Annotated in this window: 18 protein-coding genes and 1 pseudogene; 12 read left to right on the top strand and 7 right to left on the bottom strand. The window is 67.9% G+C overall.

Translation table 11 applies throughout. From position 1 onward, the window contains the following. The first annotated feature begins 195 nt into the window (after positions 1-195). Positions 196-1,026, top strand: a complete 831-nt coding sequence (locus ALIDE2_RS11870; RefSeq protein WP_013519022.1) for a TlpA family protein disulfide reductase — start codon at positions 196-198, stop codon at positions 1,024-1,026. 7 nt (positions 1,027-1,033) lie between these two features. Here ALIDE2_RS11870 and ALIDE2_RS11865 read toward each other — a convergent pair whose 3' ends face one another. From ALIDE2_RS11865 to ALIDE2_RS11855, 3 genes are all read right to left on the bottom strand, one after another. Further along, a complete protein-coding gene (locus ALIDE2_RS11865) occupies positions 1,034-1,621 on the bottom strand; it encodes a hypothetical protein (RefSeq protein WP_013519021.1) in 588 nt (195 codons plus the stop codon). Between the two features lie 91 nt (positions 1,622-1,712). After that, positions 1,713-2,492 (bottom strand): sensor histidine kinase, encoded by a 780-nt coding sequence (locus ALIDE2_RS11860; protein ID WP_238530128.1) that lies wholly within the window; start codon positions 2,490-2,492, stop codon positions 1,713-1,715. 118 nt (positions 2,493-2,610) lie between these two features. Then, entirely contained in the window at positions 2,611-3,303 is a 693-nt protein-coding gene (locus ALIDE2_RS11855) for a LuxR C-terminal-related transcriptional regulator (protein WP_238530148.1), read from the bottom strand. A 381-nt stretch (positions 3,304-3,684) separates the two neighbouring features. On the opposite strand from ALIDE2_RS11855, the gene ALIDE2_RS11850 reads away from it, so the two are divergent. From ALIDE2_RS11850 to ALIDE2_RS11820, 7 genes are all read left to right on the top strand, one after another. Further along, on the top strand, positions 3,685-4,083 hold the full coding sequence (locus tag ALIDE2_RS11850) for an FKBP-type peptidyl-prolyl cis-trans isomerase (RefSeq protein WP_013722163.1): 399 nt from the start codon (positions 3,685-3,687) through the stop codon (positions 4,081-4,083). A gap of 45 nt (positions 4,084-4,128) precedes the next feature. Further along, the gene (locus ALIDE2_RS11845; protein ID WP_013722162.1) at positions 4,129-6,297 is read left to right on the top strand and encodes a PAS domain-containing hybrid sensor histidine kinase/response regulator; all 2,169 of its coding nucleotides are present in this window, start codon (positions 4,129-4,131) and stop codon (positions 6,295-6,297) included. Then, a complete protein-coding gene (locus ALIDE2_RS11840; protein WP_013519016.1) occupies positions 6,287-6,964 on the top strand; it encodes an RluA family pseudouridine synthase in 678 nt (225 codons plus the stop codon). The genes ALIDE2_RS11845 and ALIDE2_RS11840 overlap by 11 nt, the downstream gene beginning before the upstream one ends. Before the next feature lie 33 nt (positions 6,965-6,997). Continuing rightward, positions 6,998-7,768, top strand: a complete 771-nt coding sequence (locus ALIDE2_RS11835; protein ID WP_013722161.1) for an SDR family NAD(P)-dependent oxidoreductase — start codon at positions 6,998-7,000, stop codon at positions 7,766-7,768. A gap of 108 nt (positions 7,769-7,876) precedes the next feature. Further along, on the top strand, positions 7,877-9,061 hold the full coding sequence (gene bktB, locus ALIDE2_RS11830; RefSeq protein WP_013519014.1) for a beta-ketothiolase BktB: 1,185 nt from the start codon (positions 7,877-7,879) through the stop codon (positions 9,059-9,061). A gap of 140 nt (positions 9,062-9,201) precedes the next feature. Beyond that, positions 9,202-10,179: a Bug family tripartite tricarboxylate transporter substrate binding protein gene (locus ALIDE2_RS11825; RefSeq protein WP_013519013.1), complete on the top strand. Its 978-nt coding sequence runs from the start codon at positions 9,202-9,204 to the stop codon at positions 10,177-10,179. 112 nt (positions 10,180-10,291) lie between these two features. Then, positions 10,292-10,804 carry a bacteriohemerythrin gene (locus ALIDE2_RS11820; protein WP_013722160.1) on the top strand — a complete coding sequence of 171 codons (513 nt, stop codon included), beginning with the start codon at positions 10,292-10,294 and terminating at the stop codon, positions 10,802-10,804. A 61-nt stretch (positions 10,805-10,865) separates the two neighbouring features. On the opposite strand, the gene ALIDE2_RS11815 is transcribed toward ALIDE2_RS11820, so the two are convergent. The 3 genes from ALIDE2_RS11815 to ALIDE2_RS11805 form a co-directional block, all read right to left on the bottom strand. Continuing rightward, positions 10,866-11,306 carry a universal stress protein gene (locus ALIDE2_RS11815; protein ID WP_013519011.1) on the bottom strand — a complete coding sequence of 147 codons (441 nt, stop codon included), beginning with the start codon at positions 11,304-11,306 and terminating at the stop codon, positions 10,866-10,868. A gap of 94 nt (positions 11,307-11,400) precedes the next feature. Then, positions 11,401-12,150: a 2OG-Fe dioxygenase family protein gene (locus tag ALIDE2_RS11810; RefSeq protein WP_013722159.1), complete on the bottom strand. Its 750-nt coding sequence runs from the start codon at positions 12,148-12,150 to the stop codon at positions 11,401-11,403. Positions 12,151-12,174: 24 nt separating this feature from the next. Further along, positions 12,175-12,633, bottom strand: a complete 459-nt coding sequence (locus tag ALIDE2_RS11805; protein ID WP_013519009.1) for a hypothetical protein — start codon at positions 12,631-12,633, stop codon at positions 12,175-12,177. A 192-nt stretch (positions 12,634-12,825) separates the two neighbouring features. On the opposite strand from ALIDE2_RS11805, the gene ALIDE2_RS11800 reads away from it, so the two are divergent. The 4 genes and pseudogenes from ALIDE2_RS11800 to ALIDE2_RS25770 all read left to right on the top strand — a co-directional run. Then, positions 12,826-13,059 carry a hypothetical protein gene (locus tag ALIDE2_RS11800; RefSeq protein WP_041700856.1) on the top strand — a complete coding sequence of 78 codons (234 nt, stop codon included), beginning with the start codon at positions 12,826-12,828 and terminating at the stop codon, positions 13,057-13,059. A gap of 11 nt (positions 13,060-13,070) precedes the next feature. Then, positions 13,071-13,319, top strand: coding sequence for a M20/M25/M40 family metallo-hydrolase (locus ALIDE2_RS11795; protein WP_041700855.1), 249 nt, complete (start codon positions 13,071-13,073; stop codon positions 13,317-13,319). An 87-nt stretch (positions 13,320-13,406) separates the two neighbouring features. Further along, positions 13,407-13,742 carry a Bug family tripartite tricarboxylate transporter substrate binding protein gene (locus tag ALIDE2_RS24435; protein WP_081471083.1) on the top strand — a complete coding sequence of 112 codons (336 nt, stop codon included), beginning with the start codon at positions 13,407-13,409 and terminating at the stop codon, positions 13,740-13,742. Positions 13,743-13,877: 135 nt separating this feature from the next. Further along, a pseudogene (locus tag ALIDE2_RS25770) lies at positions 13,878-14,150 on the top strand (tripartite tricarboxylate transporter substrate-binding protein); the annotation flags it as partial. Between the two features lie 28 nt (positions 14,151-14,178). Here the strand turns inward: ALIDE2_RS25770 and ALIDE2_RS25765 are convergent. Then, complete coding sequence (locus tag ALIDE2_RS25765; protein ID WP_081471082.1) at positions 14,179-14,889, bottom strand: integrase arm-type DNA-binding domain-containing protein; 711 nt, start codon at positions 14,887-14,889, stop codon at positions 14,179-14,181. Between the last annotated feature and the right edge of the window lie 228 nt (positions 14,890-15,117).

Below are 15,117 nucleotides of genomic sequence, written 5' to 3'. Positions count from 1 at the left end.
GCCGGCAACAGTCCTTATCCATGCCGCGCATGGCCCGCTTGCCCTGGAAGCTCCCCATATGCCACGGCAGGGGCCGGATTCTTAGAATCGGCCGTTTCAATTGACGCCCATGCACATCCTCATCGCAAAAGGCAACGCCCTGGCGGCCAGCGCTGGCGCAAGTGCGTCGGCGCAGCCGGCCCCCGGTTGATGCCCATGGAACGCATGCTGCAGCTCGGCCCCCTGGCGCTGCCCTGGACGCTGCTCATCCTGCTGGCCGCCTGGCAGCTGGGCAACCTGGTGCATGAGCGCCTGTCGGCGCGCAGCGGACTTGCACCCGGCCCGCATGGCTGGCGGCTCACGCTGGCCGCGCTGCTGGCCGCGCGCCTGGGCTTCGTGCTGGGCTACCCGGCCGAATATGCCGCGGCCCCCTGGTCGGTGCCCGACATCCGCGACGGCGGCTGGCAGCCCTGGGCCGGCCTGGGGGCCGCCCTGCTCTACGTGGCCGTTCTGTGGCTGTGGCGCAGCCCCTGGCGCCGGCCGCTGGCGTCGGGCCTGGCCATGTTCGTTGCGGCATGGCTCACGGGCCTGGCACTGCTGCGAGCCACGGCCGCGCCCGGCGCGGCAGACCTGCCCACCTGGCGCGGCGTGGCGCTGGACGCGGGCAGCGTCGCACCGGCAGACCTGCGCGGGCAACCCGTGGTCGTCAACCTCTGGGCCAGCTGGTGCCCGCCGTGCCGGCGCGAAATGCCGGTGCTGCTGCAGGCCCGCCAGGCGCACGGGCAGGTGCGCTTCCTGTGGGTCAACCAGGGGGAGCCGCCCGAAACCGTGGCGCGCTTTGCTGCGCGGCAGGGCCTGCCCGCCGCCGATGTGCTGCTGGACACGCCCGCGCAGCTGGGCCGGACGCTGGGATACAAGGCCCTGCCCACCACGCTGTTCTATGACGGCCGGGGCCGGCTGGTCGCCGTGCGCGCGGGCGAGCTGTCGGCCGCCACGCTGGCCCACCACCTGGCGCAGATCACCGGCCCGGCACGCCCCGCCCCATGACCGGGGCCTACTTGTTGCCCCCGCCCAGGCGCTCCAGCAGGCCGCCGCGGTTGCCTTCGACGTCGATCGCCTTGCCGCTGGCGGACTCCACGGCGGCGAGGAAGTAGCTCATCGCCTCCACGGCCCTGCCGCGTTGATCGCCGCTGTTGAGCGTCTCGTCCACGCTGCGCCCGTCGGCCGTGTGCACGCGCACCCAGCTGCGCGGCGCATAGGCGATCTGGCCGATCAGGCCCAGGGGCACGTCGAAAGCGGTGGCGGGAAAGCCCAGGGCCGGGGCATCGGCACGCGAGCGCGAGCGCACGTGCACCGTCTGGCTGCCGCCGAAGTGGAAGTCCGCTCCCGTCACCTCGGCCTTCTGGTAGGGCAGACCCACGGTCAGCACCGCCTGGCCGGCCTTGGCGCTGGTCCATGCGGCCGCCAGCACGGGGCACTGCGGCCGCGAGCAGGCCACGCTTTCGGATGCCACCGTCACCGTCTTGGCCCCGCCTTCCGCCTGCCCCTGCTCGACCTTGGGAACCAGCCGTTGCGAGCCCGCGCAACCCGCAAGAACCGCTGCGAGCAGCGCGCCCGAGAGCCACAAGAATCTCATCTGCATCCCTTCATTCCGTCTTCGATGGACCGCCACCGGCGGATCCAGCGGGCCGCAGGCCCGCCTGGGCAGCAATTTTCCTACACGCCGCACCGGCTCAACGGCGCACGGGCAGCGTGACCTGCACGCACAGGCCCTGCTCGGCGGAAGGCAGTAGTTCCAGCACCCCCCCGGCCCTGGATGCGCGCAGCCGCATGCCCGCGATGCCATGGCCCGCCTCATGCCCCGTGGGCTCGGGGGTCGCAAGGCCCTTGCCGTTGTCCGCGACCCGCAGCCGCCAGGCATCGCCCTCGGCCGTCCGGACAGGCTCCAGGCTGATCGACACGGCCGTGGCCGACGCATGCTGCAGCACGTTGCTCAGCGCCTCCTGGACGATGGCGGTGAGCTCCCGCGCGGGCAGGCCCACGGGCATGGGCACCTCGCCGGCCGGCATCACGTTCCAATCGAGCGCGATGCCGCGGTGGTCCAGCACCGGCTGGATGCGGTGGCGCAGGCGTGCCAGACGGTCGGACAGCGCGTCGTCGTCGCCATCCATGGAATCGACCAGCAGCCGCAGGTCCAGCAGGCAATGCTCCAGCGCCTGCAGCAGCGGCCGCATGGCCGGCGAGCCGCCGTCCACCAGGGCCATGGCATGCACGAGCTGCGAGCCGACCTGGTCGTGCAGGTCGCGCGCGATGCGCTGGCGCTCTATCTTGAGCTCGCGGCTCGGGCGGATGCTGCGCCGCGGGCGCCACTGCAGCGCCCGCGGCACCTGCAGCAGGATCAAGACCCCCAGCACGAAAGTGATGGCCAGGCTGAAGATCTGCCAGCGCAGGGCGGTCTCGGGCACGAACCGGCCGGCATAGGCCACCAGCAGCACATTCACCACCAGTTGCATGAGACACAGGGCTGCACAGGCCAATGCATACGCCGGTGGACGCGTGCGAAACATGGTTTCCTTTTTTGTTATCCGCGGCATGCAGGGCCTCCCGCCCTGCGCGCTCCAGAGATTCCGGTCAGAACAGGCCCCGCAGCGACGCGAAGCGCACCGCCTGGGCGCGCGTGCGCACCTGGAGCTTGCGGTAGATGTTCTTGATGTGCGTATTCACCGTGAGGCTGCTAATGAGCAGGCGGGTGCCGATCTCGGCGCTGGTGTAGCCGCTGGCGACCATGCGCAGCACCTCCTTCTCGCGCTGCGACAGTCGCTCCGTCTCCCGTTCGTCCTGCTGTTGCTCATGGGTGGCCGGGGCCGCGGCGCGGTCGAACCGCTGCAGCAGCCGCCGGGCCAGATGGGGCGTGATGGACGCGCCGCCGTTGGCCACCTGCAACACGGCCTGCGGATAGCTGCCGAACCAGGAGTTCTTGACGAGGTAACCCGTCGCGCCCAGCTCGAATGCATGCAGCACCTGATCGTCGTTCTCCATGATGGAGATGATCACGGCTTCGGCCGCGGGCCGGATGGACTTCATGTAGTCGATGAGCTGAAAGCCCTCTCCATCGCCCAGGTTCAGGTCCACCAGCATGACGTCGAACTCGTGCTGCTTGATCGCCTTGCGGCCCTCGCGCACGCTCGCGGCCTGCGCCACCAGCAGGGTGCGCTGGTCCGCCATCAGTTCCTGGGCGATCACGCGGCGCATGTGCGCGTCGTCATCCACGAGCAGCACGCGCACCGGCTTCTCGACCTGCCCGGTCATGAAGTCCGGCCACATGGATGGCGGGTTCTGGAGCACCGCGAACTGCCCCGAGACCGGTGGCGGATCACCTTCCGGGGCCGAAGGGCTGGTGCCGTTGGCTTCTTTCGAATTCAGCATGCGGACCTCCTTCAGACTGTCGTGTGTGCTGGCACACATTCAAAAACGTAAGGTCCGTAAAGACCTGCCATACACGGTAAGCAAATTACACCGGAACGCCCGAATGCAGCATAGTGGACCCCTCCGTGTTACCGAGCTGACTTTTGGAAACTACCACAAATAAGAGGCGAAATCCACGAAGCTCCGCAGCCTCGGCGCCTGGAACATGAGCCGTGCTTCCCCGGGAGCCGGCCCCGAAGGCCCTACCATCGTGCCCTCGTTCCATTTGCAGAGCCTCCCATGCGCTTTCTCTTCCCCGTGCTCGCCAGCCTCGCCCTGGCCCCCGCTGCCTTTGCCCAGGCAGCCCCGGTCACCACCAGCAGCGGCCTCATCTACGAATCACTCAAGGAAGGCAGCGGCACGGCGCCCAAGGCCACCGACACGGTCAGGGTGCACTACCGCGGCACGTTCGCCGACGGCAAGGAGTTCGACAGTTCGTACAAGCGCGGCCAAGCCACGGAGTTTCCACTGAACCGCGTGATCCCCTGCTGGACCGAGGGGCTGCAGCGCATGAAGCCCGGCGGCAAGGCGCGCCTGACCTGCCCCGCCTCCATCGCCTATGGCGAGCGCGGCGCAGGCGGCGTGATCCCGCCCAACGCGACCCTGCATTTCGAGGTGGAGCTGCTCTCGGTGCGCTGACCGTACACTGGCAGGCGGCCTGCCGTCCACTCCATCACCGCCGTCATGAGCCACCCCGACCTGTCCTTCCTCCTGCGCGACGAACAGCCGGCATCCGACCCGTCGCCGGCTCCCGCGGAGCCGTCCGAGCGCCGCGGCCCTGGACGCGCCAGCGGCGCCATTGCCGAGCTCATCGCCGAGCTGCGCGCCTCGCAGGCCGAGCTGGAGGCGCAGAACAAGGTTCTGCGCTACAGCCAGGCGGCGGCCGAAAGCGCTTCTGAGCGCTTCGAGGCGCTGTTCTCCAACGTGCCGCTGTCGCTCATGGTGCTCGACGAGCACGACGTGGTGGTGCAGGCCAACTCCATGGCGCAGCGCTCGTTCCAGCCCAGCGAGCGCGACCGGCCGCTGACCGCACTGATGCCCTTCGTCAGCCCCAGGCACGCGGCGCGCGTGCGCGCCACGTTCGCGGCGGCGCTGGAGAGCGGCACGGCCGAGGCCAACGAGGTCGTCTTCGAGATCGACGAGCACAGGCACATCACCGGCGACCTGCATATCGCCCGCATCGAGGCACACACCGACGACGAGACGCCGCTCACGCAGTTTCTCTGCGCCGTGATCGACCAGGGTCCGCTGCTGGCCGAGCGCCAGGCCCTGCAGCGCAGCGCCCAGGAGCTGCAGGAGCGCAACGCGCAGCTGCACGCGAGCGAGCGCCGGCTGGAGGCCGTGATCAACTCGGCGCTCGACGCCATCATCTGCGTGGACCAGCGCGAGCGCATCACCGTCTTCAACCCCACGGCCGCCATGCTGTTCCAGTGCGCCACGAGCGACGCCCTGGGCAGCCCCCTGAGCCGCTTTCTGCCCCAGGCCCAGCAGGTCATGGCATTCGCCCAGCTCACCACCCAGGCGGCGCTCGGGGAGATGACGGCGCTCACGGCCTCGGGGCGCGAACTGGCGGTGGAGATCAGCGTCTCCTTCGAGCGCCATGCCGAAGGCGAGACCACCACCGTGTTCGCGCGCGACCTCACGGGCAGGAAGCGAGAGGAGGCGCGCCGCAGCGCGCTGGAGGCGCAACTGCGCGAATCCCACAAGATGCAGGCCGTGGGTACCATGGCCGGCGGCATCGCGCACGACTTCAACAACATCCTGCATGCCATCCTGGGCAACGTGGAGCTGGCCAAGGCCGACGGCACGCCCGGCACGCCGCTGCACGAAAGCCTGCTGGAGATCGACAAGGCCGGGCGCCGCGCGCGCGACCTGGTGCGCCAGATCCTCACCTTCAGCCGCAACGAGGCGCCCCAGCGCTCGGCCGTCGCGCTGGCCGAGGTGGCGCACGACACGGAGCGCCTGCTGCGCGTCACGCTGCCGCCGGAGATCGAGCTGAGCATGCATCTGCCCCAGGACCTGCCGCCGCTCCTGGCCGACCCCACGCAGGTGGAGCAAGCACTGCTGAACCTGTGCACCAATGCCATGCACGCCATAGGCAGCGCGCGCGGACGCATCCAGGTGGATGCGGCCCTGGTGCAGCCCGAGCAGCGCCTGCGCGAGAGCCTGGGCATAGCCGCGGGCGACTATGTCGCGCTGCGCGTACAGGACAACGGCCCCGGCATGGACGAGGCCACGCTGTCGCGCATCTTCGAGCCCTTCTTCACCACCAAGCCCGTGGGCCAGGGCACGGGGCTGGGCCTGGCCGTCGTGCACGGCGTGATGCGCACCCACGGCGGCGGCGTCGACGTGCACAGCACGCCGGGCCAGGGCAGCCGCTTCACGCTGTACTTCCCCGTGGCGACCCAGGCGGCGCATGCGCCCCCGGCGGCGGCCGCGCCCAGGACCGCCCCCAAGGCGCCGGCACCGTCCGCGGGCGACCGCCAGCGGCATGTCATGTACGTGGACGACGACGCGGCCCTGGTCTTCCTGGTGCAGCGCCTGCTGCGCCGCAGGGGCTACGAGGTCAGCGGCTTCACCGACCCGCACGAGGCTACGGACGCGCTGCGCGCCGCGCCCGGGCGCTACGACCTGCTGGTCACCGACTACAACATGCCCGGCTACTCGGGCCTGGACCTGGTGCGCGCCGCGCGCGCCATCCGGCCCGACCTGCCCGTGGCCCTGGCCTCGGGCTATGTCACCGCGGAGATCGAGCAGGCGGCCCTCGCCGAAGGCGCGCGCGCCCTGATCCACAAGCCCAACGATGTGGAGGAGCTGTGCGCCACCGTGGACCGCCTGGCCCATGAGCGCTGACCCGCCCCGCGCCGCGCACGCCGGCGTCGATCATGTGCATGCCGACGACACGCTGCTGGTGCTGGACAAGCCGGCCGGCCTGCTGTGCGTGCCCGGGCGCGGGCCGGACAAGCAGGACTCCTTAAGCACGCGCGCGCAGGCCCTGTGGCCCGACGCGCTCATCGTGCACCGGCTGGACCAGCCCACCTCGGGCCTGGTGCTCATGGCCCGGGGCGGCGCGATGCAGCGCGCGCTCAGCCATGCCTTCGCACAGCGCCTCGTGCACAAGCGCTACCAAGCCGTGGTGGCGGGCCTGCTGCGCCCCGCCCGCGGCAGCGCCGGCGAATGGAGCGAAATTGCCCTGCCCATCGCCGCCGACTGGGAGCGCCGCCCGCTGCGCGTGGTAGACGCCGGACGCGGCCAGGCCAGCCTCACGCGCTGGCGCGTGCTGGCGCACGACGAGGCCGGCGGCACGACGCGCGTGGAGCTCGAACCCGTGACCGGCCGCACGCATCAGTTGCGCGTGCACCTGGCGGCCCTGGGCCATCCGATACTGGGAGACGCGCTGTACGCCGACGCGGCCACCCAGGCCCGCGCGCCGCGCCTGCTGCTGCATGCCTGCGCGCTCGGGTTTGGGCATCCGCTGCACGGCGGCTGGTGCGCCTTCGCCTCGCAGCCGCCGTTTTGAAAGTCGGCCGCCCCGGGCGGCTACCATGGCGCCATGACGCAACAGCTTTACATCCTCACCGGTGCCTCGCGCGGCATGGGCTTGGCTATGGCCCGGCAACTGCTGCAGCCGGGCCACACCCTGGTCTGCATGGCGCGCCACACCCAGCCGGAACTGACCACCGGCGCACCCGCTGGTGCCGTGCTGGAGCAATGGACGGTGGACCTGTCGCAGGCGACGCAGGCAGCGCAGCAGCTGCATGCTTGGCTGGCCGCGCAGCCCGCCGGGCGCTATGCCGGCGCCACGCTGATCAACAACGCGGGCGTGATTCCGCGCATCGCGCCGCTGTCTGCCTGCACCAGCGCGCAGGACATGGCCGGCCTGGCCAACGCCCTGCGCGTGGGGCTGGAGGCGCCGATGCTGCTCACGGCCGCCTTCCTGGGCGCGACCGAGGCCTGGGGCGCCATCCCGCGCAAGGTGCTCAACATTTCCTCGGGCCTGGGCCGGCGCGCCATGGCCTCGCAGGCCAGCTACTGCGCGGCCAAGGCGGGCATGGACCACTTCACGCGCTGCCTGGCGCTGGACGAGGCCTCCAAGCCCCATGGCGCCAAGGTATGCTCGCTGGCACCCGGTGTGATCGACACCGACATGCAGGTCCAGCTGCGCGGCGCCAACCCGGCCGACTTTCCGGACGTGCAGAACTTTGCCTCCCTCAAGACGGGCGGCATGCTCACCGCGCCGGCCGCTGCCGCAGCCCGCGTGCTCGCATGGCTGCAGCGCCCGGACTTCGGCAGCAACCCCGTGGCCGACGTGCGCGATGCCTGAGCCGCAGGGCCATCGACGCATTCACTATCCATTTAATAGCTGTCAGCGCTTACCCATAGGGCGTTAGAGCCCGATTTCACTTCAAACCAACCACCGCAGGAGAAAACCATGTCCCGAGAAGTCGTCGTCGTCAGCGCCGTGCGCACCGCCATCGGCACCTTTGGTGGCAGCCTCAAGGATGTCCCCCCCACCGAACTCGGCGCCACCGTGGTGCGCGAATCGCTGGCTCGCGCCAGCGTGCAGGGCCAGGACGTGGGCCACGTGGTCTTCGGCCATGTGGTAAACACCGAGCCCAAGGACATGTACCTCTCGCGCGTTGCTGCCATCAACGGCGGCTGCGCAGAGGGCACGCCCGCCTTCAATGTGAACCGCCTGTGCGGCTCGGGCCTGCAGGCCATCGTCAGCGCTAGCCAGTCCATCCTGCTGGGCGACGCAGACATCGCCATCGGCGCGGGCGCTGAGAACATGAGCCGCGCGCCCTACGCCAGCCTTGCCACGCGCTTTGGCGCGCGCATGGGCGACACCAAGATGGTCGACATGATGGTCGGCGCCTTGCACGATCCCTTCCACATCGTTCACATGGGCGTGACGGCCGAGAACATCGCGGCCAAGTGGGGCATCACGCGCGAGGAGCAGGACCGCCTGGCAGTGGAGAGCCACAACCGTGCCGAGCGTGCCATCCAGGCGGGCTACTTCAAGGACCAGATCGTTCCCGTGATGCTCAAAAGCCGCAAGGGCGAGGTGGCCTACGCCACGGACGAGCATTTCCGCGCGGGCGCCACCATGGAGGACATGGCCAAGCTCAAACCCGTGTTCGTGAAGGAAAATGGCACGGTGACAGCGGGCAACGCCTCGGGCATCAACGACGCGGCAGCGGCCGTGGTGCTGATGGAGGCCAAGACCGCCCAGGCGCGCGGCGCCAAGCCCATGGCGCGCCTGGTGGCCTACGCCCACGCGGGCGTGGACCCGAAGTACATGGGCATCGGCCCCGTGCCCGCCACGCAGCTGGCGCTCAAGAAGGCGGGCCTCACGGTGAAGGACCTGGACGTGATCGAGGCCAACGAGGCCTTCGCGGCCCAGGCCTGCGCCGTCACGCGCGACCTGGGCCTGGACCCGGCCAAGGTCAACCCCAACGGTTCGGGCATCTCGCTGGGCCACCCCATCGGCGCCACGGGCGCGCTGATCACCGTGAAGGCCCTGCACGAGTTGCAGCGCATCCAGGGCCGCTACGCGCTCGTGACCATGTGCATCGGCGGCGGCCAGGGCATCGCCGCCATCTTCGAGCGCATGTAATTCTCTGCGCCATCATCGCCATCGCCATCGCCATCGCCATCGGCGATGGCCTCGCCATGCTTGGGTATGGGCGCACCAGCCCATGGCTGGGCCATCATCGGCGCCTTGTTTTTCGATACAACCCTCAGGAGAGTTTTCTGATGCTTCTTCGCCGCCACATCCTCTCGCTCGCCGCCCTCACCTGCGCACTGGGCGCGCCTGCGGTCCAGGCCCAGGGCGCCTACCCCTCCAAGCCCATCCGCATGATCGTTCCCTTCCCGCCCGGGGGCGGCACCGACATCCTGGCACGGCTGGTGTCCTCCAAGCTCACCGAGGTCAACAAATGGACCGTCGTGGCCGACAACAAGCCCGGCGCCGGCGGCACCATCGGCATCACGGAGGCCGTGAAGGCCGCGCCCACGGGCTATGACCTCGTCATGGGCCAGAAGGACAACCTGGTCATCGGCCCCTGGCTGTACAAGAACCTGCCCTGGGATCCGACCAAGGACCTGACCGCGGTGGCCCACGTGGCCTACACGCCCGTGGTGATCGCCACCAGCGCCAGCTCCAGATTCAAGACCCTGGCGGACGTGGTGGCCGCCGCCAAGGCTGCGCCCGGCACCATCACCTATGGCTCGCCGGGCAACGGCACCTCCATCCACCTCGCGGGCGACCTGTTCGAAAAGGCCGCGGGCGTCAAACTCAGCCACGTTCCCTACAAGGGCTCGAACCCGGCGCTCATGGACGCGCTGGCCGGCAACGTCGACCTGCTGGTATCGTCCCTGCCATCGGCCATGGGGCAGATCAAGGCCGGTAAGCTGCACCCGCTGGCCGTCACGTCCGCCAAGCGCAGCTCCTCGCTGCCCGACGTGCCCACGGTGGCCGAATCCGGCTTTAAGGGCTTCGACGTGAGCACCTGGTACGGCGTCTTCGCCCCGGCCGGCACGCCCGCGGCCGTGGTCAAGACACTGAACACCGAAGTCAACAAGCTGCTGGCCATGGCCGAGGTGAAGGCCGCCATCAATGCCCAGGGCGCAGAGCCCCAGGCCATGACGCCGGAGCAGTTCTCCACACTGCTGAAGACTGAGTACCAGCAGTGGAAGGGCATCGTCGAGGCATCCGGCGCCAAGATCGAGTAAGTGCGCCCCGCGTGCCGGCGCATGCCGCCGGCACGTGCGCATGACTTGTATCAAGGAGTAATTTCCTTGATTCATTGATACTGCAACGCAGCAATCTGGACTGGAGAGTGTCATGGCGTTGTTGGTGTGGGTCCCCGAACTGGATACTGGTATCCCCGAAATCGACCGGCAGCACCGCCGCATCGTCGACTACATCAACAGGCTCTACGAGCTGCGCTCCACGCACGACCGCGAGGCCCTGGGCGACGTGATCGGCGAGATGGTGGACTACACCCTCTCGCACTTCGTCTTCGAGGAGAGCCTGATGGAAAGCTCGGGCTATCTGTTCTCCGGCCCGCACAAGAAGGTGCACGAATTGTTCACCCGCAAGGTGGCCGAGATGCAGTCGCGCTTCGACGCCGGCGAGGACGTGACCGACGAGCTGCACGGCATGCTGTCGCGCTGGCTGTTCAACCACATCCGCAACGAGGACCACGGCTACGTGGACACGGCCAAGGCCTACCTGCGCATGGCGCAGCAGGGCGGCCCGGCTGCCGAGAAGGAGCGGCTCAAGGCCGAGCTGCTGCAGGAGCTGGAGCAGCGCCAGAAGAAAAAAGGCCTGCTGGCCCGCCTGTTCGGCGGCTGACGGCGCGCCAATGAAAACGGCTCCCGCGGGAGCCGTTTTCATTGTTACTTCTCAGGTGCCATCACTCGCGCACCACCAGCACAGGCACGCGAGACACGCCCAGCACCTTCTGGGTGACACTGCCCAGCACGAGCTTTTCGAGGCCGCGCCGGCCATGCGAGCCGATGACGATGAGGTCGGCCCCCGTGCTCTCGACCGCACGCTGGATGCCGTCATGCACGGCATGGCCCTCGCCCACCATGGTGTTCACCGCGGTCACGCCGGCCTGGGTGACGGCGGACTTCGCCGCATCGAGCGCGGCATTGGCCTCGGCCGTGGCGGCGCTCAGGTATTGCGCCTGGCCATATGCGAAATCGGCGCCGACCCCCGTGAACGGGTACGGATCGATCACGTACAGCGCCGTCACCGCGCTGCCAAAGGCCTTGGCCAGCCCCGACGCCTTGGCAACCGCCTTCATGGATGTTTCCGAGCCATCCACGGGAACCAGAATATGTTTGAACATGGAACCTCCTGCTGAGTTACTGCCTGGCCTTCTGTCAGGGAGCGAGGCAAGTGTGGCACCAGGCTGCACCACAATGCTTGATGCTTATCAATTATTAATTCTGCTCTGCCTGGAAGCCACCCCGGCGGCAGGTCAGCACCAGAGTGTCGCGCCAGCCGCCCTCGCCCTCCGGCTGGATGGGCGTGGTTTCATGGATCATGCGCGCGTCATCCAGCAGCATCACGGACCAGGGCTCGCTCAGCGTGAAGCGCTGCCCATTGGGGCCGGCGGCCTCGAAGATGCGGGTCTCGCCGCCCTTCACGCCCTCGCGGCCCACCAGGAAGACGGCCACGAGGTCCACGCCGTCGCGATGCGCTCCTTCGGGCGTGGGACGCCCGATGCCGCCTGCGGTGTCGATGCGGAACTGGTGCGCCTCGATGAACCAGCGCACGGGCCGCGTGGCCAGCGCCGCCTGTGCGAGGGTCGCCACGCTACGCATCAGCCGCCCCCACACGGGCACCGCCACGGTCGCATCGCGCATGGGCGCAAACCAGCGCTCCATGCCGCCGTGCAGGGCGTTGTACTCCACGGGCTGCCAGTGCGCGCGGTGCGGCGTCTGGCTTACCGCCATGCCGTCCACGATGAAACAGGAATGCCGCCTGCGCCGGTAGCGGCCCCCGTCCTTCAGGAACTCGTCGGGAGGCAGGTCTGCCCAGTCCGAAGACAGGGCCTTCAGATCGGCCAGCTCGCAGCCCAGCCAGTCCGCCGTATCGCGCGGCTGGAGCACGGCATACCCCCGGTCGCGCAATTGCTGCACGATCTGGCCTGGCGGGACATAGGGAGGAGAGAAACTGACGTGCGCCATGAGTTTCAAGCCAGGCGGCGCCGATCAGCGATCATGGCGGCCATGCCCGCGGTGGCCATGGTCCCTGCGGTCATCGTCACGACGATGGCCGCGCCAATGGTCGCGCCCGTCATGGCGGTCGCGATAGCCATGGAAGTGGCCGGGGCGCCGTGGCGGCTCCTTCACGAAGTACACCGGCTGGCCGCAGGCCGCATAGCGCGCGCAGTGCTTGGACCAGTGCCTGGCATGGCCCGGCGGCACGTACATGTAGATCGGCGACCGCGGCACGTAGACGGCCGGGGGCGCAACCACCACGGGCTGCGGGAACAGCAGCACGGGCGCCGGCCCATTGCCGATATCGACCCTGCCATAGACACCGGGTGCAATCTGCCCACTCACCGTGGCGTTCACGTAAGCCTGCGCATGGGCCTGGCCGCCTACCATGGCAGCGGCCAGGCCAAGGCCCGCCACGAAAAAATGACGAAGAAAGTTCCAAGCAGTCATGCGCGGCATTCTAAAAGTGCGTTGTCGCGGAAGGATCCGACCCAGGAATGATGGCGCCGCCAGCAGGTTCATGAAAGTGACATCCCCGCAAAGTTGTCACTGGCATCGCATCTAACACCTTGACCACGTGCCGCTCCGACCACAGGATACCAGGCAGTATTTTCGATTGAACTGATCGATCAGGAGATTTCGATGTCGTTGACGAGGCGCATCGCCGTAGATGCAGAAGCGCTGCGCGGGCAGCGCATGGCTTCGCGGCTGATATCGATCGGTGGTGCGCTTGTGCTTCGCTGGCGACTGATCGGAGGCAGCGCCATGCGCGTGACCTGCGACGTCAGCACCACGCGGCGGCTCGGGATCGTTGTTCGTCAGGCCCGGATGGGAAATGCCCCCCGAAGGAACCTGATCCCGTCACGGCTTGCCTAACCACCCTACCCATGCCACTGGTCAACACACCCCGGGAAACACAGTTCGCGCGCGAGACGGCGCTGGCACTGCTCGGCCCCGACGAGGTGATCAAACAGGAGGCGGGCCGGGCCGGCAGCGAGGACTTCGCCTACATGCTCGAGGAATGCCCAGGCTGCTATCTGTTCATCGGCAACGGCACAGGCAACAACACCCCGATGCTGCACAACCCGCGCTATGACTTCAACAATGAGGTGCTGGTGCGTGGTGCGGCTTACTGAGCCTGCCTGACCGAGCGATTCCTGGCCTGAATACAGCCGCCCCTCCCCCTTTTCGATTCGCAGATTCTGGAACTCAGAAGGACCCTTATGCTGCGCCTCTACAAACCCAAGCATCTCCTTTGTTGCATGTCCGGTTCGACCTTGGCCTGTGCAGCGTTCGGAGCCGATACGTATCCGAGCAAACCTGTGACGATACTGGTGCCCTACCCGGCAGGGGGGCTCTCCGACGTTGTGGCGCGAATCGTAGCCAAGCCCCTGGGCGACCGACTGGGGCAACCGGTGGTGGTGGAGAACAGCGGCGGGGCCGCAGGCGCCATTGGCGTGCAGAAAGTGCTGGCCTCGCCAGCGGACGGCTACTGCGTGCTGCGGGGCTCGCCGAGCTCGCTGGTGCGTCAATCCGGCAATCAAGTACAAGAGCGATGACCTGCGCATGCTGCAGGTTGTCGTTGAGTCGGACTTCCTGCTCGTCGCGCTCCAGGACCTGCCCGTCACGACGGCGGACGATCTCGCTGCACTGGCACGCGCCAACGGGGGAAGCAGCCACTCAGCTACGGCAGCATCGGGACGGGCTCGTTCCATCACCTGATCGGCAACTGCTTCTCCAAGGTCATCGACGCCCAGACGGTTCACGTGCCCTACAAGGGCATCACGCCGCTCATGCAGGATTTGATCGGCCAGCGCGTGGACTTTGCCATGCTGCCGGACAGCAAGAGCCTGGCAGAGTTCGCGGCGCAGCGGCAGGTGAAGATTCTCGGGTCCCTGTCCAAGGAGCGCATCCCGGCGCTACAGCCGATCCCAAGCGTCAGCGAAGGAAAGGTCCTCAAGGATTTCAACTTCTCGATCTGGAGCGCCTGCTTCGTCAGGAAGAACACGCCGGAGCCGGTCGTGAAAAACTCCATCTGGCGATCTCCGAAGCCCTGCATGCGCCCAGCGCCCGTGAAAACCTCGAGGCGCAGGGACGGGACAGAAGGTGCCCAGGCTGCTGTCGAGTGCGGAGGCCGAAAAGTTCTACCAAGAGAGTTTTGTGCAGTTCCGTGCGTTGGCCAAGGAAATTGCGCTGAAGGAATAGGTCCGGCCCAGACTGCAGGGCCTTCCCGCGGCCGTTCAACAACGCCATGGCCGGCAACCGAGCCCGGCCAAGAACGCCTCGGATGAGCGCGCCCCACGGATGAAGCACACCAAGAAGGGCAACAAGCACCCCGCTGCCAAGGAGGGCGTGCGCTCGACGCGCTGTCCAACCTGTGGGTGGCGCGAGAGCATTGGATGCAACAGGCATGAGTGCGCCTGCAAACGGCCAAAGGGCCGGGAAACCGGCCCGCAACGGCTGAATGCCGCTGTACAGCGGGTCGGCCGACGGTGCAGCCGCTGACCCCGCCCGTTTCAGCTTCCTTGCCAGCGCCGGATCGCCTCCCTTCTGGCAGTCATCGATCAACTGCTGCCATTGGTTGCATGCCTCGCGCTCGCTGACGGCCGACCAGCGCCCCTGCCTGACCTGCCGAACCTTTTGGCCGATCGGGCTACGATACCGATAAATCCAAGTCTTGGTCTGTGCCGAGGCTGTGAGGCGCAGCCCTGGGCAGTGGCCTTAACGGCCCTTGGATCAAGTACAGATCTCAACCTGATGACCGCAGCAACCTTCCGTACCGCTGAAAAACTACACTAAAACCTGTACCAGCCACGAGGTGCAGATAAAGGCAGATAAGAAGTTCCGCCTTCCAGGCCAGCCTGGAAATTCTAGTGAAATCAATAGCTTGCAAAAAATACACCACAAAATCAACGGCTTAGACGCGGAGCTGAA

Origin of the sequence: Alicycliphilus denitrificans K601, from assembly GCF_000204645.1 — a bacterium.
Lineage (GTDB): Bacteria > Pseudomonadota > Gammaproteobacteria > Burkholderiales > Burkholderiaceae_C > Alicycliphilus > Alicycliphilus denitrificans.
Note: the sequence above shows the minus strand (reverse complement) of the source record. Positions and strands in the feature narration are given on the sequence as shown.